This window comes from Trichocoleus sp. DQ-U1 (assembly GCF_039961925.1).
In the GTDB taxonomy this organism is placed as follows: Bacteria; Cyanobacteriota; Cyanobacteriia; order Cyanobacteriales; family FACHB-T130; genus FACHB-T130.
Window position 1 is genome coordinate 38,670 of record NZ_JAMPKB010000030.1, and the last position, 21,891, is coordinate 60,560.

The 21,891-nt window shown below is 46.5% G+C and carries 18 protein-coding genes; 8 read left to right on the top strand and 10 right to left on the bottom strand.

Going from position 1 to position 21,891, the window contains the following annotated elements:
• Nucleotides 1-190: 190 nt before the first annotated feature.
• Entirely contained in the window at nucleotides 191-1,936 is a 1,746-nt protein-coding gene (locus tag NDI34_RS14570; protein WP_348233003.1) for a hypothetical protein, read from the bottom strand.
• A 246-nt stretch (nucleotides 1,937-2,182) separates the two neighbouring features.
• The gene (locus NDI34_RS14575; RefSeq protein ID WP_348233004.1) at nucleotides 2,183-2,902 is read right to left on the bottom strand and encodes a precorrin-2 C(20)-methyltransferase; all 720 of its coding nucleotides are present in this window, start codon (nucleotides 2,900-2,902) and stop codon (nucleotides 2,183-2,185) included.
• A 41-nt stretch (nucleotides 2,903-2,943) separates the two neighbouring features.
• Here NDI34_RS14575 and NDI34_RS14580 point away from each other — a divergent pair, with 41 nt between their 5' ends.
• Nucleotides 2,944-3,645 (top strand): alpha/beta hydrolase, encoded by a 702-nt coding sequence (locus NDI34_RS14580; RefSeq protein WP_190441206.1) that lies wholly within the window; start codon nucleotides 2,944-2,946, stop codon nucleotides 3,643-3,645.
• 151 nt (nucleotides 3,646-3,796) lie between these two features.
• The gene (locus NDI34_RS14585; protein ID WP_348233005.1) at nucleotides 3,797-4,492 is read left to right on the top strand and encodes a cytochrome b N-terminal domain-containing protein; all 696 of its coding nucleotides are present in this window, start codon (nucleotides 3,797-3,799) and stop codon (nucleotides 4,490-4,492) included.
• A 161-nt stretch (nucleotides 4,493-4,653) separates the two neighbouring features.
• Here NDI34_RS14585 and NDI34_RS14590 read toward each other — a convergent pair whose 3' ends face one another.
• Nucleotides 4,654-6,594, bottom strand: coding sequence for a cation:proton antiporter (locus tag NDI34_RS14590; protein WP_190415230.1), 1,941 nt, complete (start codon nucleotides 6,592-6,594; stop codon nucleotides 4,654-4,656).
• A gap of 576 nt (nucleotides 6,595-7,170) precedes the next feature.
• On the opposite strand from NDI34_RS14590, the gene NDI34_RS14595 reads away from it, so the two are divergent.
• Both NDI34_RS14595 and ltrA read left to right on the top strand, forming a co-directional pair.
• Nucleotides 7,171-8,142 (top strand): DUF5895 domain-containing protein, encoded by a 972-nt coding sequence (locus NDI34_RS14595; RefSeq protein ID WP_348233006.1) that lies wholly within the window; start codon nucleotides 7,171-7,173, stop codon nucleotides 8,140-8,142.
• A gap of 551 nt (nucleotides 8,143-8,693) precedes the next feature.
• Nucleotides 8,694-10,433: a group II intron reverse transcriptase/maturase gene (gene ltrA / locus NDI34_RS14600; RefSeq protein WP_348233007.1), complete on the top strand. Its 1,740-nt coding sequence runs from the start codon at nucleotides 8,694-8,696 to the stop codon at nucleotides 10,431-10,433.
• Nucleotides 10,434-10,683: 250 nt separating this feature from the next.
• Here ltrA and NDI34_RS14605 read toward each other — a convergent pair whose 3' ends face one another.
• The 4 genes from NDI34_RS14605 to NDI34_RS14620 form a co-directional block, all read right to left on the bottom strand.
• Nucleotides 10,684-11,880: a murein transglycosylase A gene (locus NDI34_RS14605; RefSeq protein ID WP_348233008.1), complete on the bottom strand. Its 1,197-nt coding sequence runs from the start codon at nucleotides 11,878-11,880 to the stop codon at nucleotides 10,684-10,686.
• Nucleotides 11,881-11,907: 27 nt separating this feature from the next.
• Nucleotides 11,908-12,168 carry a hypothetical protein gene (locus tag NDI34_RS14610; RefSeq protein WP_190415235.1) on the bottom strand — a complete coding sequence of 87 codons (261 nt, stop codon included), beginning with the start codon at nucleotides 12,166-12,168 and terminating at the stop codon, nucleotides 11,908-11,910.
• A gap of 238 nt (nucleotides 12,169-12,406) precedes the next feature.
• Complete coding sequence (locus NDI34_RS14615) at nucleotides 12,407-13,177, bottom strand: hypothetical protein (RefSeq protein ID WP_190415237.1); 771 nt, start codon at nucleotides 13,175-13,177, stop codon at nucleotides 12,407-12,409.
• A gap of 63 nt (nucleotides 13,178-13,240) precedes the next feature.
• Nucleotides 13,241-13,618 (bottom strand): Mo-dependent nitrogenase C-terminal domain-containing protein, encoded by a 378-nt coding sequence (locus tag NDI34_RS14620; protein ID WP_348233009.1) that lies wholly within the window; start codon nucleotides 13,616-13,618, stop codon nucleotides 13,241-13,243.
• 824 nt (nucleotides 13,619-14,442) lie between these two features.
• Here NDI34_RS14620 and NDI34_RS14625 point away from each other — a divergent pair.
• On the top strand, nucleotides 14,443-15,297 hold the full coding sequence (locus tag NDI34_RS14625; RefSeq protein WP_348233010.1) for a WecB/TagA/CpsF family glycosyltransferase: 855 nt from the start codon (nucleotides 14,443-14,445) through the stop codon (nucleotides 15,295-15,297).
• Between the two features lie 61 nt (nucleotides 15,298-15,358).
• Here NDI34_RS14625 and NDI34_RS14630 read toward each other — a convergent pair whose 3' ends face one another.
• The 3 genes from NDI34_RS14630 to NDI34_RS14640 form a co-directional block, all read right to left on the bottom strand.
• Complete coding sequence (locus tag NDI34_RS14630; RefSeq protein ID WP_190668620.1) at nucleotides 15,359-15,775, bottom strand: secondary thiamine-phosphate synthase enzyme YjbQ; 417 nt, start codon at nucleotides 15,773-15,775, stop codon at nucleotides 15,359-15,361.
• 15 nt (nucleotides 15,776-15,790) lie between these two features.
• Nucleotides 15,791-16,879, bottom strand: a complete 1,089-nt coding sequence (locus NDI34_RS14635; RefSeq protein ID WP_348233011.1) for a glycosyl transferase — start codon at nucleotides 16,877-16,879, stop codon at nucleotides 15,791-15,793.
• A 74-nt stretch (nucleotides 16,880-16,953) separates the two neighbouring features.
• The gene (locus tag NDI34_RS14640; protein WP_190668615.1) at nucleotides 16,954-18,150 is read right to left on the bottom strand and encodes an aminotransferase class V-fold PLP-dependent enzyme; all 1,197 of its coding nucleotides are present in this window, start codon (nucleotides 18,148-18,150) and stop codon (nucleotides 16,954-16,956) included.
• 391 nt (nucleotides 18,151-18,541) lie between these two features.
• Between NDI34_RS14640 and NDI34_RS14645 the strand changes: the two genes are divergently transcribed.
• The 3 genes from NDI34_RS14645 (at nucleotide 18,542) to NDI34_RS14655 (ending at nucleotide 21,851) form a co-directional block, all read left to right on the top strand.
• Nucleotides 18,542-18,739, top strand: a complete 198-nt coding sequence (locus tag NDI34_RS14645) for an NblA/ycf18 family protein (RefSeq protein ID WP_190668611.1) — start codon at nucleotides 18,542-18,544, stop codon at nucleotides 18,737-18,739.
• Nucleotides 18,740-18,892: 153 nt separating this feature from the next.
• Entirely contained in the window at nucleotides 18,893-21,238 is a 2,346-nt protein-coding gene (gene pcrA / locus NDI34_RS14650) for a DNA helicase PcrA (RefSeq protein ID WP_348233012.1), read from the top strand.
• Nucleotides 21,239-21,290: 52 nt separating this feature from the next.
• On the top strand, nucleotides 21,291-21,851 hold the full coding sequence (locus NDI34_RS14655; RefSeq protein ID WP_348233013.1) for a GNAT family N-acetyltransferase: 561 nt from the start codon (nucleotides 21,291-21,293) through the stop codon (nucleotides 21,849-21,851).
• Nucleotides 21,852-21,891: the final 40 nt, after the last annotated feature.

Consider the following 21,891-nt stretch of genomic DNA (forward strand, 5'->3'; position numbering starts at 1 on the left):
CAAGAGGGCGCTTTTAATGAATCCAGATGGATTCCAACCACTAGCCGCTTACTCCCACGTGAGTTTTGAGTTTATTGAGAGTTGTAGGCTAGCTTGAAGAACGAACCTCAACACGCATAAGTATTGGTTGGGGTTCGTTCCTCAACCCAACTGACTGTCTAATACTGTCTTCGCTTCTTGTGAACTATGTTCAGGGTGTCTGTTGAGAATTTTGAGAATCCGGAGATTCTTGTGGTTTTCTCGGCTCAGGTGAGTTTTGAGAATTTTGAGAATCTTGCGGTTTTTTGGACTCAGAGGATTCTTGAGAATCTCGTGGTTTTCTAGAATCTTGAGCTTCTTGAGAATCTCGTGGTTTTCTCGGCTCAGGGGAGTTTTGGGAATTTTGAGAATCCCGTGGTTTTTGAGACTCAGAGGATTCTTGAGAATCTCGTGGTTTTCTCGGCTCAGGGGAGTTTTGGGAATTTTGAGAATCCCGTGGTTTTTGAGACTCAGAGGATTCTTGAGAATCTCGTGGTCTTCTAGAATCTTGAGCTTCTTGAGAATCTCGTAGTTTTCTCGGCGCAGGTGAGTTTTGGGAATTTTGAGAATCTCGTGGTTTTTGAGACTCAGAGGATTCTTGAGAATCTCGTGGTTTTCTAGAATCTTGAGCTTCTTGAGAATTTCGAGCTTCTCGTGAAGCTGTCATCGGCGGACAATCTTTTTCGTTGTACGCAAACTTGACCTGAACAACATAAACTTGTTCCTTTGCACCAAAGGAATGAGCCTTAACGACTTCCTGCGCTTTCTCATTCAAAATGTTGTAACCAGAACTCCTAAGCAGTTCGGTCGTGACACTACCTTTAGCATCCACCTGCGCCCCAACTAAAGCAGTTGCTTCCGGCTTCTTAATAAAGCACGCACGAAATTGAGAAGTCAGCGTAATTTCTTGTTCTTTCGATGGGACTTTGTTGAGTCTAGAACCCCAACCCGCTAACTTTTGTCTGTAATCGTCATCACGAGTGCCATTGCCGTCATAGGCGTAGTTTCGACGTTGCTGCCGTATATCAGCAAGGACTTGCTGCCGTTGCAGTTCGCGCCGCGCCATTGCTATTTGTTGTGGAGAAAGAGGAGGCGTCTGTTGTCCGGAAGTCGCTGGAGGTTGTTGCTCAGAATTTTTAGACGTTTGTTGTTCGGAATTCACTGCTATTTGTGATTCCGAATTTGGCGTCTGTTGTCCAAAATCAATCGACCTCTGTGGCTTGGGATTGCTAGGCGTCTGTTGTCCAAAATCGATAGGCGGCTGTTTCCCAGAAGATTCCTCAGAAGGGTTGAAAGGTGTCTGTTGCTCGGAAGTGGGCGGTGGCGGCGGAAATAGAGCGGAAATGTCGTCCTGCCCCGGCTGGACACCAGCGGGCAATCCCTGAAACAGGCGACGGCGAATCTCTTGCTGTGTCACCTTCCGAGAACCTGATTGGGGAACTTTGGGGGGATCGGGAAGCCGTCCTACGATAAAGTTTGGGTTGTTGGGATTGAAAGGATTTTGCCTAGCTCTTTGCTGACGGCGATCGCTCGATCTCTGAAAAATCTCCGGCAACCCAGCCCCAGTGTTAGGTTGCGGTGTGGAGTTCAGCGGAAATTTGTAGGGTGGGGAGCTAGGGATCGGCGGCAATACGGAAGACGGCGGCGGCAAAGGTGGCAACAGCTGGGTTTGGTTGGGAATGGGTGGCAGCGACACGGGCGGCGGTGCAAGTTGCGGAATGCGGCTTTGCTCTGCTGGCGTTAACTCCACAACTTTGACAGTCCCTCGCGGCTTCTGCTCTTCCGGTTTGGAGGACGCGGATAAACTGGGAAGGGTCATCGCCAGCACTCCGTGGATGCCCACAGAAGCCAAAGCTGCAATCAGAGGCGGCTGAGTTAACTTTTCAGGCAGGTTTCTAATGAATGAGAGATAGGACATAGCAGGTAAGTTACACTCCTCAGCGACAGGACAGGCTGGGAATCAGGTCAGGTGGGTACGTGCGGCAAGCACGCGATCGCGATCAAAACAAGCACTCCGCTTTTATATTAGTTTCAGATTCTGAATTTTAATCTCAATTATTTCAGTCTAAAATGCTTAAAAGTTAATTTTCAGGTTCTCTGACCCAATCGCCAAGACTGGAAAAAAAGCCCAAAAGTTGCCACTTTCCTCAAGTTCCTGAAGAAATTAATCTACTGACTCGTTTACTTGCACAATTAATAAAGAAAAGTAAGGCAATTTCAGATTCGGGCGATCGCTTAACCCCGCATAAATTACCTGCTCTGGTAGCGTTGCCCGTTCCACTACCCAGCTACGTTCCAACAACCCGCGCTGCTGCAACACTTTCCAAACTTGCTCGTAAACTGAACTCACTTTCATCAGCACCACCACATCTGCCCATTCTAAAACAGCTTCCAGCTCTCCTACCGTGTAGATCGCTGGTAACACAACAAGGCGCTGAGCGCGAATTGTCAGTGGAATTCCTAACACCGCTGCCGCCGCCAAAGGGGAACAGATTCCCGGCACTGTCTGCACTATTACTTCAGGATGCAGTTGTTGCAGTGTCTGCGCCAAATAGGTAAACGTGCTATAGAAACTGACATCGCCTTCCGAGACAAAAGCAACATCTTGACCCAATTTTAGAGATTGCCAGACTTCTTGGGCTGCGACTTGCCACGCCTGAGTCAAAATCTCGCTTTCTTGTACGTAAGGAAAAGTTAACCCTAATTGCACTTGGCGGGGATTCAACCATTGAGCCACCATCTGCTGAGCGATTCCTGGCTTACCGTGTAACCCAGCGGGAAAAGCCACCACCGGCACCCGTTGCAAAATGCCGAGTCCCTTCACAGTAATCAGTTCTGGGTCGCCGGGACCCACGCCAATGCCGTACAAGATACCTGATTGCACAATAAAATTTAAAATCTAAAAGCCAAAACCTAAAATCTCAAATGCCTTTACCGACTGTCATTTTGCCCGGATATCTCGAAGGCGCGATCGCCTACCGTCCACTCGAACAATCTCTACAAGAATCGGGTTTCCCCACTGTAACCGTACCCTTGCGAAGTCGGGATTGGGTGCCCACTGTAGGAGGACGGTCGATGATTCCGATTTTGCGGCAACTCGACCGCACGGTAAAACAAATGTTGCAGCAATACAACGTTTCTCAGCTTAACCTGATTGGTCACTCCGCTGGCGGCTGGATTTCCCGGATCTACCTGGGGGAAAAACCTTATTCTATTCACGGAGATGTCACAGAAGACGCTGGTTTGTGGCACGCTCACCCTTATGTTGCCACGCTTGTCACCTTGGGAACGCCCCATATCAGCGGGGAACGCTGGACGCGGAAAAATCTAGATTTTGTCAAAATGAACTATCCAGGAGCCTTCTACTCAACGGTGCGTTACATCTGCGTTGCCGGTAAATCTATCTTCGGGGCGAGGCGTCCGGGGCAGTGGCTAGCCTACAGCAGTTACAAACTTACCTGCGGGATTGGTAACACTTGGGGAGATGGGATTACGCCGATTGAAGCGGCTCATCTGGAGGGAGCAACCAATCTGGTTATCGAAGGTGTCAAGCACTCACCCAGAACTCCTGGCATTTGGTACGGTTCGCCAGTCGCTTTACCGTCTTGGGTGGAGTATTTGGCATGACATGGGTAATGCTGATGAGTCATTGGCGGTTGGCGAATCACTCATGACTCATCACAACGATTCAGCCTTTAGGCATACGCTGTTAGGACAACGAAATTCCTTCTGTAACTGGCTAGCATTTGACTAATGTTAAGAAAAGTAAAGTTTAGCCATGAAAACCGAGCAGTATGAATTTGTCCTTCGGCGTCTGGCTACGATCCTGGCTGTTGGGATTCTAACCTTGAGCCTAATCGCTGCTGTGACTGGAATTCTGTTAGCTTTCTACTACGAACCGGCGGCAGGTGGTGCTTATGATTCCCTGCAAGCGATCGCAAATGAAGTTTCCAATGGCTGGGTGATTCTCCGCGTTCACGATCTCGCGGGAAATGGGTTAATTGCAGTGTCTTTAATCGAAATTGTCGTGATGTTTCTGGGGCGACAATTTACGAATAGTTGGCTAACTGCTTGGATTAGTAGCATTCTATTGACATTAACCGCGATCGCGCTCGGTTGGACGGCGATGATTCTCGACTGGACTCAACTCGGCTACTGGCGTCTGAGCATTGAATTGGGAACCATCGAAGCCATTCCTTTTATTGGCTCTCAACTGCGAGACATCGTTACAGGTGGTGGAGCCATTACTACAGCTACTGTCGAACACCTCTACACCCTACACAGCTACATTTTATCCGTGGGAGCGATCGCGATCGCACTGATTCATCTAGGCGGGTTATTAGTCCAGGAAAGACAGCAAAAGCAGCTTCAGATAAAATTAGCTGCCACTAACTTAGCTGCCGAGTCAGAATCCGCGCAAGCACAGAACGATCCCAAATCTCTCAGCCTTAGCAGTGCTGAGTCACAGAAATAGCAAATTTATAGTCTCAAATCTAGTTCCACTTAGTAGCCTGCTCCTGGCAGGTTTCGGTTGTGTGCTTGCTGTCGCTGTGCGGTTTCAACCGCCGATTGCAAGAATATGCGATCGCTTTTCTTGCTTTCCAGGCAGATTGGCATAGTCGCGACTGTCTTGTGTCAAGCTTCTGTAGGTTCTGTTTGAGGTTCTGGTTTGAGTTCTCCCAAAAGGACGCCCACGCTTGCAGATGAGATGGGTACCTCCTCAACTTCCGGCAGTTTCTCTAGGGCCAAACGAGAAGATGGACTCGCACCCGATAAACGCTTCAAGAGTTTTGGTCGAGGGTCATGCAGCACATAAATAATCTGATCTCCCGCTTCCCAATCCTCTGTCGCAGGCACCACTTGGAAACGCCCCTCCCGTAAAAATAGTAAGGGTACTAGCTCCCCAGAACGAATCAAGGCTTGTAGATGAGCTTGTTGAAACGAAAAACCTGGCTCTTTGAGTGACGTTTTGCCTAACTTCACCTGTCCATCGTTCAGGTATTGATTCCAATTCTTAATTGATAAATTAGGAATGAAAGCTTGGTGAACTTTACTATTATTAGTCGGTGTATTCGCTTGGGGAAATACTGCCAACACACGAGGAGGACGAAACTCCTCAGAAGCACGCTGCGCCAACACTAAATTCACCTCCCCATTATTGGTCATTGCCAGGAAGGTTCCCATCGAGTCGAGTCCCGCCTCTTCCAGAACTTCCGTATCCAAACCACTGCTTAAGAATACCCGCAGATTTTCCTGCTCTGCTTTTTGGCACGCTTCGGGGTCTGTGTCAATCAGCACTACAGACTCTCCTTGTTCTTGAAACAAACGGGCAATCAGGCGGCTTAAGGGATTACAACCAATAATCACAGCGCCCGTTGCTTCCTGGAGGTTGATTTGCAGCCAACGAGCAACCCAACGTGCTGTTAGTCCTTGCAAAAATACGGTCAGGATAATCGTGAGGAAGACCAACGCTTTGATAGAATCGCCGCCGTTGATGCCCCTCTGTGTCAGAAAAATGGCAAATAGAGAAGCAACCGACGCTGAAACAATTCCTCTAGGAGCAATCCAGCACAAAAACAGCTTCTGCCGCCAGTTCAGGTCACTATTGAAGGTACATAAGCCGATGTTTATCGGTCGCACGATAAACATCAGTGCCAGAACTGTAAACAAACTTCCCCACCCCAGCGCAAATACACTTGCGATGGACAAGTCAGCTGCCAGCAGGATGAACAAAACCGAAACGCCAAGAATCGTTAATTGTCCTTTAAATCGCCGCAACATCCGTTCTTCTGGGATTGAGGAGGCACCCAGAACAATTCCCGCCATCACGGTTGCCATCAACCCCGACTCACTGCGGATTGTTTGCGCCAAACCAAATAAGCCCCACAACCCAGCCAGAACGACCAGGTTATTTAAGTCTTCTGAAAGAAACTTGGCGCGTTTGATAATCCAACCCATCAACCAGCCACCGACAACGCCAATGCCGCCGCCGATGCCTAAGCGCAAGACGAGACCGATGAAAGCTTCGATGGGGTCGGTATCGGCGTTCAAAATGGTGTCTAGCACGACGACAGCCAAGATAGCCCCTACCGGGTCAATTAAGACGCCTTCTCCCTCCAGAAGTGCTGCCACTTGCCGATCTACTTGCACCTGTTTCAGCAGAGGACTGATCACGGTTGGTCCCGTTACGACCACTAAGGAAGCGTAGAGAAAAGCGATAGGCCAGGGAAATTCACCCAGCCAGTGAGCTGCCATACCGCCGCCCAGAAGCGTGATCAGCGTTCCCAGCGTCACTAAGTTTCGCAGGCTGCCGGAAACCTTTCCCAACTCTCTCAGCTCTAGGTTCAGCCCCCCCTCAAACAGAATCACTGCCACTGCCAGGGCAGTAATGACCTCTAAGCCAGTACCTAGAGAATGCGGGTGTAGCAGGCGCAAGCCATCAGGTCCCAGGAGAATGCCAAACAGCAGCAAAAAGACGATGCTAGGAACCTGAAGATATTGGGCTAAAACCTGGGCGCTGATACCTGCAACAACCGTGATAACGATTTGCAGGGTTAGTTCAAAGGATGTTTCCATGTTGTAGATTTTGATAAAACCAACGAAGTTTTATCAATATCAATATCTTTGGTAAAGGATAGTAAATATTAACCCTTCCTGGCTGCTATGCAATAGTCAACCTGTCTTTGCATCGGATATTTTGAGACAAATATCTGTAGTCTATGATACACGGTCGGTCTAAAAATCTACTGAAAAAGCAAAAATTTGTCTGTGATGCAAACAGGGTATATAGAGTAGATGCCAAAAGCGCACAGAAGAAAAGTGCGTCCTTTACTGAATTGCTTGCCCTTTCAACCACGCTTTTCAATCCGTTTGTTGAGAAAAATCCAGCAGCAACTCCCCCAAATCTTCTCACTGGACAACCGTTCCTGCACTCAGAACGCAAAGAACCTCTTCCTACTGTGCTGGTTCGATCCTAGCAAGCTGTTCTAAGAAACACTGCTTCTTGCTGGCATTCAACTGGAGTAAGGGTGTCAGTAAACCCGGTTAGCTGCACTTGTGTTACTTTTATCATTTCTACGGTATCTTTTCGGATATCACCACTTGCTCCAGACTTGTAAACTTGATCAGCACACGACTTGGATGCCTAAGACCATGAACGCATCTGCGAATTTTGACTTCGACGACGACAAGTTCAACGCACCACCTTCTCAAGTTATCCCTTGGTGCCAGATGATCAATCCTCGATATGGGAAAACTGGCATCCAGCCGCACGGATTGGCAATTAAGCTAGATAACGCTAATGCGGTTGGCTTTAAACCGGATGCCACTTGGGACCAGGTGCAGCATGAGTTTAGCACCGGAGTCGAAACGCTGTTTATCACTACTACCCCCCGCTTAGTCATCGTGCGGCGGGGTCCATTGTCTGTGAAAGACCGTGAAACTGGGATGAAATTGGGTACGTTTAAAGATAACTACGATGCTTTCTTGGCAGACAAGCTCAAGTTTAAGACGTTCACTCGCCACTTGATTTTTTTAGTCGGGGAGAAACAAAAGCTTTTGCATCACTTGCCACTGCAATTGACGGTGAATGGTGCAGCAGGTGCTAGTTTTGGAAAATCCTACTGCGAGATGAAACAAGGTCAAGTCGTCGGTGGATTTATTGCTGAATTGGAAAAGGCTTATGCTCAGTATCGCAAGCAGCCTTTAACACCAAAAGGACCGTTGTTTCACGCTCATGGAATTTTTTGTCCGTTAATTGAAATGGAGGAAAGGGGCAGCGGCACAAATACGGCTCTGGTGGCTAGTACAGTAGATTACGAGCATCCTACTGCTAAGAATTTAACAGAATATCTAATTTCTTCCAGTTCTGAGGAGTCTGCGATTATCTGCAAGACTTTTGAGGAATACCAAGACTTCGGAAAGGAAAAACCGAAAGAGGAAACCCCCGCGCCCAAAATGGAGATGGCAGGGGTATCTAGTTCATACGATTATCACGATGAATTTGAGTACGGCGAACCTCCTTATGTGCGAAACGTTTGGTCAGAAATTGATGGTATTTATGAACCTCTAACTGAGGAATGGAATCATCAAAGGATTGACCACCGGATGAAATTTCTTGGTTAGAGAAATGCTCCGGATAACTTAACAATCATATGGGTGAGAATGAGTAACCTAGAAAGTTCAAGTCCCATCCTCTAAGTGCTAAGAGTGACTGCATTCCCTGCTGCTATATGACTGGTAATCATACGGTGGTGAGCAAGGGAAAAAGGCAAGAACCTAGAAACCTAATCTGGAACACTGTCAAGCGAGAACTCATGGATAGCGAAAGCAAAGATACACTTTAACCACCATCAGCTCGACGTTGCGAAAATAGGTTGACACGCAACAGACAAAATGTCACAGGATATCGGGGCTGGCAAATGTACGGTTGACCAGTATGCACTCCCATTAAACCTGGTGGAAAGTATCATCCTAAAAGTTCAATCAAATGATTGTTAGGAACGTTTTAACCCTTGCTTCACTCTCAGAAAAGGTCGGTATCTGAGAAGTAACCAGCGCAAGTGATACAAGGGCAGGATTGTCTCAAAAGCTAATGCCTCATTGTAATGATGAGGATATGCAGACAGAGACACGATGATTTGAAAGATAGAGGTACTAAGTAGAGTACAAAAGATATGAACACGGCTGACAAGTCGATGTATGTATGGGAAACAATTCCTTGGCGTAAGCTTGAGCGAAGTGTTTTTAAGCTCCAAAAGCGCATCTATCAAGCTTCTCAACGTGGTGATGTCAAAACAGTCCACAAACTCCAGAGACTACTGATAAAATCCTGGTCGGCAAAATGTTTAGCTGTACGTCGAGTAACGCAGGAAAACAGGGGCAAAAAGACAGCCGGAGTAGATGGAATAAAATCACTTACGCCCATCCAAAGGCTAGCCCTAGTTAAAAACCTGAAACTATCCCAAAAATCAAGACCAACGAGAAGGGTTTGGATTCCCAAACCCGGAACAAAAGAGGAGCGACCATTAGGGATTCCAACGATGGCAGACCGTGCGTTGCAGGCATTGGTAAAACTAGCATTAGAGCCAGAATGGGAGGCAAAATTCGAGCCTAACTCATACGGTTTCCGACCGGAACGCTCATGTCATGACGCAATAGAAGCAATATTTAATACAATCAGGTATAAAGCCAAATTTGTATTAGACGCTGATATTGCTAAGTGCTTCGACAGCATTAATCATGAAGCTCTGCTCAGAAAATTAAATACATCCCCCACCATTCGCCATCAAATAAAGGCTTGGTTAAAAGCAGGGGTAATAGACTGGAAAGCCTACTCCGAAAGGAAAGAAGCATATAGTCATACATCTAAGGACACACCGCAGGGAGGCGTAATATCGCCTCTCCTAGCAAACATTGCCCTTCACGGATTGGAAAATCGAATTACTCAGGCGTTTCCCAAAAGAAATCTCTTGGTAAATGGTAAAACGGTAACGATTCCAAGCCCTGCCGTTATTCGATATGCCGACGACTTCGTAATATTACACGAAGATTTATCCGTTGTCCAAAGATGTCAGCAGATAGCATCAGACTGGTTAAAAGACATGGGCTTGGAATTAAAACCAAGTAAAACCCGAACTTCTCATACCCTCCAAAAGTATGAAGAAAATACAGGCTTCAATTTCCTAGGTTTTAATGTCAGACAATATCCACAAGGAAAAAATCACTCTGGCAAAAACACCAATGGACAATTGCTTGGATTTAAAACCCTCATCAAACCCAATAATGAAGCAATAAAGAGATTGTTGAGTAAAACTGCCGAAATAATTGGTTCCATGAAAGCTGCGCCCCAGCCTGAGTTAATCAAAAGACTGAATCTCACACTGCGTGGATGGGCAAATTATTACTCAACAGTAGTAAGCAAAGATGCTTTTGCAAAAGCAGATCACTTACTATTCTCACAGCTTAAAAGTTGGGCGGAATTTAGGCACCATAACAAAGGAACATCTTGGGTAAAAGCAAAATACTGGAAGACTATAGGTACTGAGAAGTGGGTGTTTACGAACTCCACGAAGGAGGCAAGACTGCTCGAAATAGCGGATACACCCATACTCAGATATACAAAAGTCAAAGGTAATAGCAGCCCCTTCGATGGAAACTGGGTGTACTGGAGTAGCAGGTTAGCAAAATATCCCGGTATTTCAAAAGATGCCGCCTTCCTACTAAGAAGGCAAAAGGGTAAATGCAGCCGTTGTGGGCTTAATTTTAAAATGGGAGATGTCATGGAAATACATCACATTGACGGAAACCATAACAACAACAAGAACAGCAACCTATCAATGCTACATGGGCATTGCCACGACCATGCACACTCTATATGGTTAGAGAACGAATTTAAGGCACTAGAGGAATGGTAAATGAGAAGTGCTAATGACAAAGTTCAAATCATTGAGGATCCGTGTGAGGTGAAAGTCTCACGCACGGTTCTGAAGACCAATTCAAGAAGTGATTTTTGGATTGAGTTCAACTAAATAGGACACAAGGAAAGAGTAAAAACTTAAAAAGGCAAAAGTAAAAACTTCTTACTTTTGCCTTTTTACTTTTAATTTCTAGGTAGGATTAGGACGCGAGCGCCTCAATTTCTTAGGTTGTGGGACGCTAAAAGATTTACTGTTTTAGCAGCAGGTAATACAGTTGCCCATTGCCGCCGGTAACACCCGCGCGATCGCCCGCCCGTTTACCCGTTCCGATAAAATAATCTACGCGACCGGGACCTAGAATTGCACTTCCCTTATCCTGGTCGAGTACGTAGCGACTCACCAGACGCTGTTCGATCTTACCGGCACGATTAAAGTAGGGAACTCTTGTATGAATTAAAGCTAAGGCACCCGGAGGCATCAAAGATTTATCCGTCGCAATCGAACGCTCAGCTGTCACCGGCACCCCAACGCTTCCCATCGCTGGGGCACCATTGGTTTCGTTGAAGAAAACAAAGCGCTGATTGCGCGGGATATAGTTACTCAGCTCCAAAGGATTTTGCTGGAAGTATTTGATCAGCACAGGTAACGTCAGACCGGATAGGGGCAGTTTGCCATCTTTAGCGAGTTCTTTCCCAACACTGGTGTAGGGGTAATCGGTTCCACCCGCATAACCGACCGTCATCACGCTTCCATCGGTCATCTGGAGCTGAGCAGAACCTTGGATTTGCACCAAGAAGGCTTCCAGGCGATCGCTCATCCAAGCGATTTCTAGCCCTTGTAGCGGACTGTTCGCTCCCAGCAAGCCATCCTCCCCTTCTAGCTGAACCCGTGTGGGGTGGGGTTTGGGCCAAGAGTTGAAGTTTGACGGCATCCCATAGAGAGGATAACGATGCTCTGCCGTCTGCTTGCGGCTGGCTGTATAGGTTGGTTCGTAGTAGGCGGTGTACTGAACGTTCCCCTTGTTGTCCTTGCCTACAGACTGGTACAAGACAAACTCACGCTTGATTGCAGCTTGCAGTTCGGCAGCCGAACCAGAGTTGAGAACTAGCTGCCGAAAGCGCACTAAAGATCGGCGGACGCGATCGCGGGTGATTCCCGGCACCGGATACTGCTGGTAGGCTTGAGCGGCACTGTTTGTCTGTAAATATCGCAGACTGTTATCAATCGAGGCGATTAAAGCTTTTCGGTCTCCGGCTTGACCGTTTTGCCCCCAGATTTGCTCATCAAGTCCCAGTGCATCTGACCGGCAACAGACGAGATTTAAAAGGTTTGAGTTGACTGGTATCAGCGGAACGGACAGGGGATCTTTAGCGAGGGCAGGCAAAGTGACATTTCCCAGAGTTACACCAAAACTCAGGGACAGTAAAGCCAATGTCTTTCTCATTACTTACACCAAAAGGGAAAGTGATAGCTATTCGTAGTCACTTCTATCGACACTTCCGGCGAAGACAGGTTCCACTCGGATTGCCCTAATGCTGACGGGACGTATAACCATGTACTCGCCCTGGATATTTTTGATCGGCACACTGATAAAGTCCGTGGAGGCGGCTTTGGGCATCAGCTCGCCGCTGTACCACTTCTGAAACTCTTGAATGGTTGCAAAACGCACTTCTGCTTTGTGACCACCTTCTATCATCAGGTGTACAGCGTATTCGGTGGGAGTTCTCGGCATACAGTCGATTGATTTTCAATCCGTCCTGATTATTATGAGCTGAGAATGGTCGAAAATAACAGGCTATTTCTACAGAATTTTCTCAAAAGGTCATTCGTTATTAGTCTGTAGCAACCAACGAATGACGAATAGCACTGGCTTCAGAGCCTTGAATTAAAATTCAGGCTTCACGGCTAGAACCTGTTTTCACAGGTTGAAATTTATATATTTATATACTGTAATGACCAGTGACGAATGACTAGGAAAACAGATTAAACCGATGCAGCAGGGTTTCTAGCAGGGGCGGTAAAGTCTGATGCAGTTCCGACGCACTGTTAAACAACAGTTGTTGATGGTTGGGAAGGTCAAAGGGAAACTGTCCCGACATCTCCGAACGCTCCATTTGAGCTAGCAGAATTTGTTCAGAACGCTTACTTTGAAAGGCGTAGCCAATTTCTACACAAACATTCGGACTGGGAATGAGTAGGGGCGTTTCTTCCCTGGAAATGCTCGTGATAGGTGTCCCATCAGCAACAAATAGCAGACTCTTCCGAATTTTTCGCATCTGCGTGGTGTTGAGGCGATTTGAGGCACCTGTGGGGCGGTTGGATACTTCTAGCGTCAAAGGAAGACGCGATCGCGTGTTTAATGCTTCTAGGGCGTTAGCCAGTCCCTCTCGCAGGGCTTCACTCGACGCCGCATATTCAGTCTGATGGCAGAGGAAGATAATCGGTTCCAGATTCGCCATCACCGTCTGTTTAGTGAAATAAATCTCGTGGCTTGTCAGGTCAATGTTGGAGATTATGTAGCCACCGCTGCCTTCGATGTAAAACTCTACCGATTCCCCTTCTAGATAACGACCAAACCAAGCTGAGCGCTTAACATCCTGGCTGTCTTCTAAAAAATCTGCCCGTAATCCAGACTTCAGCAAGCTATTTTTGCTCAATCGCAGATCGTGGGGACGTTTCTCTAATTCTTTAATCGGCTCATACTCTTGGAGATACCAGCCTCTCAGGGCAATGATAGCCATGATGTCCTATCAATAATGCACAGAATCTTCACGTCTTTAATTTAAGACGTCTGAGAAGGAATCTTAGCAGTATGCGGTGACATCTTCTCCACATTCATCTGCTAGATAGCAAAGTGCCCGGAAACGCAGGCTTACGACTTCTTCGTAAAGCGGATTCAGCTTGCACATTGGAGGAATGTGAAGCAGGGTGCGACCAAATACTTTGATATCGCGCTCAAAGGGGCATTGGGAGGGGATTGACTTGCACAGGCGATGAGCGAGTTCGCGATCGCGCACTTGTATGTTGTCAACCCATTCGCGCAGAGGTTGCAGGAAGTTCAACCGCGTCCGTGCTTTTGTGGGTTGTTGAATCGGGGCTACCTTTTGGGAAACCTCTTCTTGAGGCATCCAGAACCAGCTTGTCAGGGAAATATTTTTTACTGTATACTGGGATACATTCATGATGCTTCTCCTGTGTTACGTTTTCAAGTCTTCAAAAAGCTAAATTTAACTGTCTGTCCTTTATCTACAACTGCGACTCTGCTTTTACCGGATGCTGGCTGTGAGATTTGAGCGTTTCTAGAAACTTTGACCGTTAGACTTACTTAATCATTGACGCGCGATCGCTATTTTTTGTTCTTTGCTCGGTTAATCTCGAATGCCGACTTGACAGACAAAAGGCTTGTGAGAACTCTTCTGTTATCATCCTCCCTAATTTCCTGTCTATATTGCGTGAGGAACATCACTGAATATTTGTGAGTGTCCCTTCCAGGTTTCAGTGATTACACGCATATATTGCCACTGCACTCTCGCATAAACTTGTCTGCATAAAGGCTGTAAGGTCTGTGGTTGCTTTGCTTTCGGCAAAAATGCCCCCACACGCTTCGCGGCTCGCTCGCTTCCTAACTTTTCTTAGAATCAGAGCCATTTATTTTCCTTTAACGACGAGAAAATAATCACTCATTGAAAACTCTAAGGAGAAGTGAAAGACAGTGAAAGAACCTAGCCAAGTTGATAAAATCATTTCCCGTCTACCAATTTGAATTCAGCAATTTTGCTGATGAAATAAAAAATAAAAGTTGGTAATAAATTACCTATTTCACTGAGGAATAAAAAAATAGAGATGGAAATCTTAAGCTACAGCTAGTTGATTCAGTTTTTGCCCTATTTTCAAAGAGCAATACTTAAAAATCATTAAAAATAAATTTCGTAAAAGTACTTGCAAAGTTATACTGCAAAGGTAAATTATGATCGCTCTACAAAATATATGTGAGTTCAAGGTAAAGATGAACACCCGAACTTTAAAAACAACTCCAATTAAGACAAATATATTGGGAATTGGAGTCAGTCGTACTAAATATAAAGACTGTACGGATTTGATTATTCAAAGTGCCCAATCACGCCAATCTTGTACCGTTGCAGCAGTGAATGTCCATAGCATTACCTCCGGTTATCTTGACCCAGACGGTCATGGTTATCAACTCAATCAATTTACTCTAGTTGCCCCTGATGGTCAGCCGGTGCGTTGGGCGCTCAATCTTCTTCGTAATCGTGATGAAGAGATACTCCCGGAGCGGGTGCGGGGTCCAGAGCTAATGTTAAATATTTGCGAACAAGCTGCTGCTAAAGAAATAAGTATTTTTCTATATGGCTCTACGGAAGCAGTTCTGGAAACTTTACAGAAGAATCTACAAGAAAAATTTCCCAGATTGATAATTGCCGGAGCAGTTTCTCCTCCGTTTCGCCCTTTAACGCCGCAAGAAGATGCGGCATACACTAAACAAATTCGGGAATCTGGCGCGGGAATTGTCTTTGTTTCTTTGGGTTGTCCGCGCCAAGAAGCATGGGCTTTTAATCATCGCCATCAGCTAGATTGTCCGCTCGTTGCGGTGGGTGCTGCTTTTGATTTTCATTCTGGCAACATTCCTGAAGCTCCGTTCTGGATGCAAAGCTTAGGTTTAGAATGGCTTTTCCGCTTTTTACAGGAACCCAAACGCTTGTGGAAGCGCTATTGGTTACTTAATCCTCTTTATTTGATTCTTTTGGGTTTACAGCTGCTCAAATTACTTCCTGTCGAGCAAGACCCAATAGAAGTAGAAACCAGCAGCGCTGATCGCCACCCAGAAGCAATCAATCGCTAGTTACAAAGTTGTGTAGCAGTTACGGATTGAAGTCACTAGCGTTTTGGAGCGCTCATCTAGCTTAGTCTCCCGCGATGTGAACAACAATTTCTCGATAATGACCGCGCTGCCGATGTTCCCAAATATAGATTCCCTGCCAGGTTCCCAATAGCAATTTACCGCCAGCGATGGGGATTTGTTCAGAAGTATGAGTCACAGCAGTGCGAATGTGAGCTGGCATATCATCAGGGCCTTCTGCATTGTGGAAGTAGCGATCGCTTTCCGGCACGAGTTTTGTTAAAAAGTTCTCTAAATCTTTGAGAACATCTGGATCGGCATTTTCTTGAATCAGCAGACTGGCTGAGGTATGACGCAAAAACAGGGTGCAAAGTCCAGTCTGTATACGCGAATCTGCAACGATCGCTTGAACTTTGGGCGTAATTTTGTATAAAGATTTGCCAGGAGTTTGAACGGTCAGGATCTTTTGGTAATGAGTCATTGCGGCTCGAAAAAATTAACGGTTTTGGAAATAGCTGACGACAGCACGGGCGATCGCTTCGGTTCCATCTGTCGCCACCATCTGAGACTGATGGGGTGGAAGCATTGGTTGATGCAGAAACTCCCAGTTGCTTTGGAAGAACTCAGCAGGTTGTAGAATTTGATGATAAGTATGATTTTGAATGCCTTCAAGCAGCAGAGGCGCTTCGGCAAAATCTTCTCGTGTTAGCGTCACAATCGGTACTCCCAATCGCAAAGCTTCGGCAAAAGTGCTGTATCCAGGTTTGGAAACGACGCGCCCGCAGACCAGCATAAAATCAACTGGGCGGTAAGATTGGTCTGTAATTTTTATGAGATTGGGTAAATCGGGTGCATTCCGGTCAAAGGTGATAAATTGCCAATCGGAAAACTTCAGCAAATTGTCGTAGGGAATTTCTTGTAACCCTAAGCCGCCGAAGGTGAGCAAGATGGTTTGCTCGGTTGGTGTGGTAATTCCCCATTTAGATCGTAGTGTGTCTGGGCTGTGACGAGGGGTGCCGCCGGTTAAGCCGACATCGACGATTTCTGGGAAAGCACTCATCGATTCGTGGAAGGGCAAGCGAAACAAGCGATCGCACTTTGCATAACATTCGCTCATCCAATCCGCAATTGCACTAAATTCTCCTCCCCACGCCCGATAGATAAAATCCCAGCCAAAATTACTCAGCATCCAGCAAGGAATTCCAGCCGCTTTGCCGATTGACGCTGCCAGCGGTGGAATATCTGCCAAAATCAAACCCACTCGGTTTTGACGGATAAAGTTTACTTCACTCGCAATTATCGATTTTTCTTGGGCGCGGATTTGTTGCACTTTTTCCAAAGTCGCGGCTTTATCCATTGCGAAACTATCAGCTTGCACAACGCCGATATCAAAAGCGCGGGGGCGATGAATAAAATCTCCTGGAATATAAGATTCTAGTAACCAGCGGGGTGCTGTTGTTACCAGAATTAGCAAAATTTCCGGATACATTTTCTGAACTGCCGCCGCGACGGATGCCGCCCGGACTGCATGACCAAAGCCATGATTGGTGATAGCGATGTATAAAATTGGGTGTTTAGCAGTCATTAGTCAGTAGTCAGTAGTCAGTCGTGATTAGTCATTAGTCTAGTTGCCAGTTCCTAAGGTCTAATGACCCGTGACTACTGACTCAATTTTTGAATGGCTTCAACAAGTTGGTCAATGTCAGATGGCAGGGTGAAATAGTGAACGCAGGCGCGTACACAGTCGGGATTGCGGATTGTCCGAACCAGCAAGTTTTGATTTTCTAAAGATTGTACTAATTGCTGGTGATTGCCCTCTCCTGAAAGCTGGAAGGAGACAAGACCGGATTCCGGCGGTGCATTTCGCAGACATTTGATGTGAGGAAGTTCGGCTAAACGTTGCCAGAGGTATTGGCTCAACTCCAGGATTTTTTGGAAGCGAGATTCTGGGGTTCCCCATTGCTGATGAAGAGCGATCGCTGCCCTAAGCCCAGCATAGAGGGGATAGGCAGAAGTCGCGACTTCATATCTTCGCCCATCCGGTTGCCAGCCAATTGGTTGACCGGATGAATTGTAAAGAATGCTGCGCCAGCCGATAAATGTGGGATTCAGGCTTTCTAAAGCTTCCGGTCGCACGTACAGACCACCGACGCCTTCTGGCCCGCACCACCACTTGTGACCCGTGAAAGCATAAAAATCAATCCCCAATTCTGTCAAATTTAGCGGCATTGACCCCACGGATTGAGCTGCATCCACCAAAATTCTGATGGGATGATTTTCGGTGGAATGGTTGCGGCAGGCGGCAGCAATTTCAGCCAGCGGCAAGACTTGACCCGTGTTCCAGAGGATATGACTCAGCACTACCATTCTGGTCTTGGGGCGCAGATATTCTGCGATCGCTGCTACGGGATCGCCTTCATTCAAAGTTCCCATGAGCGGACAGCAGGATACTTCAATTCCAAAGCGCCGTTGGAGTTCCTGCACAGTTGCCACAATGCCTGGATGTTCGCAGTCAGAAATTAGTAAATGTTCTCCCGCTTGCCAGTCAATGCCCCAGAGGGCGATATTGCATCCGACGGTGACATCTTCAGTCAGGGTAATGGTCTGGGAAGAGACACCCAGAGAAGACGCGATCGCAACTCTAGTTTCCGTTGCCTCCCGTACCACCCAACTCCCTACCTCATTGGAAAACGGCCCTACACGCTGCACGTATTCATAGGATTGGAAAATCGCATCCAATGCTGCTTGGGGCATCGGACCTTGACCGCCATAGTTGAAATAGGCTTTATTCGCGAGAGCTGGAAATTGCTGCCGATGGCGTTCTAGCAGCGTTTGTCCTGGAGAAATGCTCGTCATAGTATCAATATTAGACTTCACTTGAACAAAAAATCGTCACTTTGTAGCTTTGCTGGATACGGCAGCGGAGACGTTGCAATTAGTTATCGCTGTGACGGTTGCTAGATAATGTTAACTTATTTAAAAATTCGCATAAATCCGGTGCTTGGACTTGACAACTTGACAAGAACGTGAATCAACTTTCACGAAATCTCTGTCTCAGATTTCCCTTGGATGCAGGTTACAAAATGGCGTTGAGTGTCGGTTAAGTTGCTGTACGTTTAATACCAAGTTTTCTTGTTGATGCTACACAACATTTAAAAACCAGTCATTTCCCTAGTCAATAACAAACAACAAGGGAGAATCAAAAATCAGTTCGAAGTTCATTTGATGACGAGTAAAGGAACTAACTATGAATCAGCCAATTGAATTATCTTTAGAGCAAAAATTCAGTATTAGAAGCTTCTCAGACCAAGTGCAGAGTATGTCCCGCGAACAAGCACAGGAATTTTTGATTATGCTGTACGAGCAAATGATCGTCAAAGAAAATATGTACAAGTCCTTTCTGAAGCACGAGTGGGGACTTGATTCAGGCGAAATGTCTGCATGAATCTTACCCGTAGTGTTACATTCGGGATGAGAAGTTAATGCTGGGCGATCGCACTCTCTTAAGGGAGGGACGGCAATGGTGGTCAACCAGGTTAGGTAGTATGGGATAGCCTTGCTAAAATACGCTCTTGCGTCGCATCCCTCCAGTTGAACCATGACCACCACTACTGACTTCCTTAGCCACCTCAACCCCTCCCAGCGTCGCGCTGTCGAGCATTTCTGCGGGCCTTTGCTGGTTGTTGCCGGTGCTGGTTCCGGCAAAACGAGGGCGCTGACTTATCGGATTGCCAATCTCATTTTGAAGCACCGGGTCGATCCGGAAAATATCCTGGCGGTGACTTTTACCAACAAAGCCGCGCGGGAGATGAAGCAGCGGATGGAAAAGCTGTTTTCTGAACAGCTTGCTGAAAAAGAATATGGGAAGCCGCTGACAGCGTTACCAGCGGATGAACAGACAAGATTGCGATCGCGCGTTTATAAAATTTACATCAAAGACTTGTGGATTGGGACTTTCCACAGTCTCTTCTCTCGTATCCTTCGATACGATATCGAGAAATATCAAGACGAAAGAGGACGTAAGTGGAGCCGCAATTTTTCGATTTTTGACGAATCCGACGCTCAAAGTTTGGTGAAAGAGATTGTCACTAAACAAATGAACCTGGATGAGAAAAAGTTTGAGCCGCGTTCGGTTCGTTATGCCATCAGCAACGCCAAAAATCAGGGATTTTCCCCCAAAGACTTTGAGGCAGAACAGGCAAATTATCGCGGACGGGTAATCTCGGAAGTTTACAGCAAATACCAAGATAGGCTGGCAGAAAATAACGCGCTTGACTTCGACGATCTGATTGCGATTCCGGTAAAGCTATTTCAGCAAAACGAGCAAGTCTTAGGTTACTGGCATCGAAAATTTGGTCACATTTTGGTGGATGAATATCAAGATACCAACCGGATTCAGTACGATCTGATTCGCCTGCTGACGACGAATGGAGAAACTAGGAAGAATGAGTGGGATTGGAAAAATCGCTCGGTTTTTGTTGTCGGTGATGCGGATCAATCTATATACTCTTTCCGCATGGCAGATTTCACCATCTTGCTGGAATTTCAAGAAAACTTTGGGGATGGTTTGCCGGATGACGATACGCGGACGATGGTGAAGCTGGAGGAAAATTATCGCTCTAGGGAAAATATTCTCCAAGCGGCAAATAAACTCATTGAAAATAACACTCAGCGGATTGATAAAATTCTCAAAGCGACACGCGGGGCAGGCGAACAAATTTTTTGTCACAAAGCCGACAACGAGATTACAGAAGCTGAGTTCGTCGTGCATCAAATTCGCAACCTGAAACATAAAGATCCAGAGTTAGACTGGGGGAGTTTTGCTATTCTCTACCGCACGAATGCTCAATCTCGTGCTTTTGAAGAGTGCTTGGTGCGTGCGGGTGTTCCCTACAACATTGTTGGGGGTTTAAAATTTTACGACCGCAAAGAAATTAAAGATGCGATCGCGTATCTGCGGCTCATTGTGAATCCAGCGGATGCGCTGAGTTTGTCGCGAATCATTAATACTCCACGGCGCGGTATTGGCAAAGCGACCTTAGATGCGATCTCGGATGTCGCCCAAGAATTAGGCGTATCGATGTGGGAAATCCTCAAAGACGAAACCTCTGTGAAGACTTTAGCTGGACGGGCGGCGAAGTCTATTAACAGTTTTGTGCAGATGATTTGCCACTGGCAGCTACAATTGGACACTCTGCCAGCTTCGGAAATCGTGCAGGGAGTGATGCAAGATTCTGGTTATATTCAGGATTTGAAAAGTCAAGGCACCGACGAATCGCAAAACCGATTGGAAAACGTCCTCGAACTCAAAAACGCTGTTCTGCAATTTGAGGAAGAAAACGAAGATTCAAGCTTAGAGGGTTTTCTCGCAAGTGCTTCCCTATCTTCTGATTTGGATGATGTGAAAGAAGAGCGATCGCGCTTGTCGCTGATGACGTTGCACTCTGCCAAAGGACTAGAATTTCCAGTAGTCTTTTTGGTAGGAATGGAGCAAGGATTGCTTCCTCATACTCGGACTCTCAACGATCCGGCGCAGCTGGAAGAAGAACGCCGCCTCTGTTATGTGGGCATCACCCGCGCTCAAGAACGACTCTATCTCACCCATGCCCGCGAACGTCGCCTCTGGGGTTCCCGCGAACCAGCCATTCATTCTCAGTTTCTCAAGGAGTTACCCGCAGATTTGCTGAGTAGTAATTTACCCAAGGCAACTGCTAATAGTCGTGCTGGGATGGCATCAACATCTCCGAGACAAACATCCAATGGTGCCAGCAGTCTAGGGCAGAATTGGAGCGTGAGCGATCGCGTCCTCCACAAAGCCTTTGGTGTCGGTCAAATTACTAACATTTTCGGGCAAGGAAACAAAATAACTCTCGCCGTGAGATTTCCTGGCATCGGTATAAAAATCATCGATCCTAAGATTGCCCAACTGCAACGAGCGGAATAAACAGTCAGGAGAGCTGATTCATTCAAAACTCAAAACGATTGAGATTTGAGCCGTGAGTAAAATCACCCCAAAAGAATACCACTCGAAAACTGAAGATGTTGTTACAGTCCGGAGTGCCTTGATTAAGGATGCAAAAGCTCTCGTCGATCTTCAATTTTCAGTCGCCCAAGAAGGCAAGTATATGGTGACTGAGGCTGAGGAATTTAACTTAACCAAATCGGAGGAAAAAGAAACAATTGAACAGCATTCTCAGCAACCAGGGCAGCTTTACTTGGTAGCTGAGATTAACAACACAGTTGTCGGATTTGTTGAGTTTGAGAACGGAAACCGAAGACGCACCTCTCATAGCGGGATACTCTCCATTTTTGTTGGCAGAGAATGGAGAGGAAAAGGCATCGGCTCGTTTTTGCTGCAAGAACTGCTTGATTGGGCAGCGAATGAGCTGCTGATAGAAAAGGTGACTCTAGCAGTGTTCTCTACAAATCGCAGCGCGATTGCTCTCTACAAAAAATTCGGTTTTCAAGAAGAAGGAAGATGTCCCAAAGATATGAAATTAGCATCTGGAAAGTATATCGATAGTGTATTGATGTACAAATTTGTAAAAAAAATGTAGAAACGCAATATATCGCCTCTCTGCATAATAAAGAAGAGAT